Below are 1,862 nucleotides of genomic sequence, written 5' to 3'. Positions count from 1 at the left end.
GGCAGCACGAGCTCGGCCCCGGCCCGCGCGAGCCGCTCGGCCAGCCCGAGGCCGATGCCGTCGCTCGCGCCGGTCACCAGGGCGCGGCGTCCGCCAAGGTCGGGTACGACGACGTCGGTGTACCGACGGGCGCGGTGCCTGACGGGGCCGCTGGTCCGGGTCGTCTTCTTCACTGCTTTCTTGCTCACGGCTGTCCTGCTCACGGCTGTCTTCCTCACGGCTGGTCCCACGCCGGCCGGGCGGCCGGTCGACATCAGCGTGAGCGCGCCCCGGGACCGGATCCAGGTTCGAGTTGTCCGTGCCTACGAGGCCCCGCCTGACCTGCACTGTGACCACCACCACGTCACATCCGGCCGCGCTGTTTTGTCGAACTGGTAAGACCACCAGGAGGGTGTCATGGAGAAGATTCTGATCGTCGGCGGCGGCTACGCGGGCTTCTACACCGCGTGGGGCCTGGAGAAGAAGCTCCGCAGGGGCGAGGCCGAGGTGACGCTCGTCGACCCGCACGGCTACATGACCTACCAGCCGTTCCTGCCCGAGGTCACGGCCGGTTCGATCGAGGCGCGCCACGTCATGGTGTCGCTGCGCCGCCACCTGCACCGCACGACGATCATCGCCGGCCAGACCACCAAGATCGACCACGCGAACCGCACCGCGACCGTCCGCACCAACGACGGCGCCCTGCGGGAGGTCGGCTACGACACGATCGTCGTCACGGCGGGTGCCGTGACCCGCACGTTCCCGGTCCCGGGCATCGAGCAGGAGGCGATCGGCCTCAAGCACGTGGAGGAGGCGGTCGCGATCCGCGACGCCCTGCTGACGGCGTTCGACCGGGCCGCGCTGCTCCCGCCGGGGACCGAGCGCCGTCGGCTGCTGACGGTCACCGTCGTGGGTGGCGGGTTCACCGGTGTCGAGGTGTTCGGCGAGCTGCTGTCGCTGGCCACGGCGCTGCTGAAGTCCTACCCGGAGCTCGGCCGCGACGACCTGGCCTTCCACCTCGTCGACTCGAACAAGCGCATCCTGCCGGAGGTCACGGACGAGCCCGGCCGCTGGGTGGTGCGCCACCTGCAGGAGCGGGGCGGGCGCATCCACCTGGGCACCCAGGTCGTGTCGGCGGCCGAGGGCCGGATCATGCTCTCCACCGGAGAGTCGTACGGCAACGGCCTGCTGATCTGGGCCGCCGGCAACGGGAGCAACCCCGTCGTCGCGCGGAACACCGACCTGCCGGTCGACGAGCGCGGCCTGGTCCGCGTCCGCGCCGACCTGCGGGTCGGCACCGACGAGACGCCCGTCCCGGACGCCTGGGCCGCCGGCGACAACGCCGCCGTCCCCGACCTGGCCTCCTCCGTGCCGGGCGCGCGGACCGTACCGAACGCGCAGCACGCCGTCCGCCAGGGCAAGCTGCTGGCGGCCAACCTGGTCGCGGACCTGCGGGGCAAGAAGGTCAGGCCGTACCTGCACCACAGCCTCGGCACGGTCGCCACCCTCGGCATCGGGCGCGGCATCTTCCAGTACAAGAAGCTGGTCATCAAGGGCTTCCCGGCCTGGGTCATGCACCGCGGCTACCACGTGCTGGCCGTGCCGACGTGGGAGCGCAAGGTGCGCGTGCTGCTCGTCTGGGTGTCGGCGGTGTTGTTCGGCCGCGACATCATCCCGCTGTCCACGGTGCAGAAGCCGCGCGCCGCGTTCCTCGCCGGCGGCGACCCGTTCGCGGACGCCGAAGCCGAAGCCGAAGCCGACGCCGACGCCATCGCCCACGAGGCAGCCGCCGCCCGGCCCGAGCTGAGCGTGGTGCGCGATGCGGGCTGACCTGAGCCGGAGGGCCGGCGAGCGCCGTCGGGCCACCCCGTCCCGCCGGGCAG

1 protein-coding gene and 1 pseudogene are annotated in these 1,862 nt (G+C 72.4%); one reads left to right on the top strand and one right to left on the bottom strand.

Annotated elements, in window-relative coordinates; all coding sequences use genetic code 11:
• Window positions 1–188: pseudogene (locus PROKR_RS33950) on the bottom strand (hypothetical protein); the annotation flags it as partial.
• A gap of 208 nt (window positions 189–396) precedes the next feature.
• Between PROKR_RS33950 and PROKR_RS05435 the strand changes: the two are divergent.
• Window positions 397–1,809 (top strand): NAD(P)/FAD-dependent oxidoreductase, encoded by a 1,413-nt coding sequence (locus tag PROKR_RS05435; RefSeq protein ID WP_036960348.1) that lies wholly within the window; start codon window positions 397–399, stop codon window positions 1,807–1,809.
• Window positions 1,810–1,862: the final 53 nt, after the last annotated feature.

The sequence above is a fragment of the Promicromonospora kroppenstedtii DSM 19349 genome (genome assembly GCF_000515355.1).
Lineage (GTDB): Bacteria > Actinomycetota > Actinomycetes > Actinomycetales > Cellulomonadaceae > Promicromonospora > Promicromonospora kroppenstedtii.
Note: the sequence above shows the minus strand (reverse complement) of the source record. Positions and strands in the feature narration are given on the sequence as shown.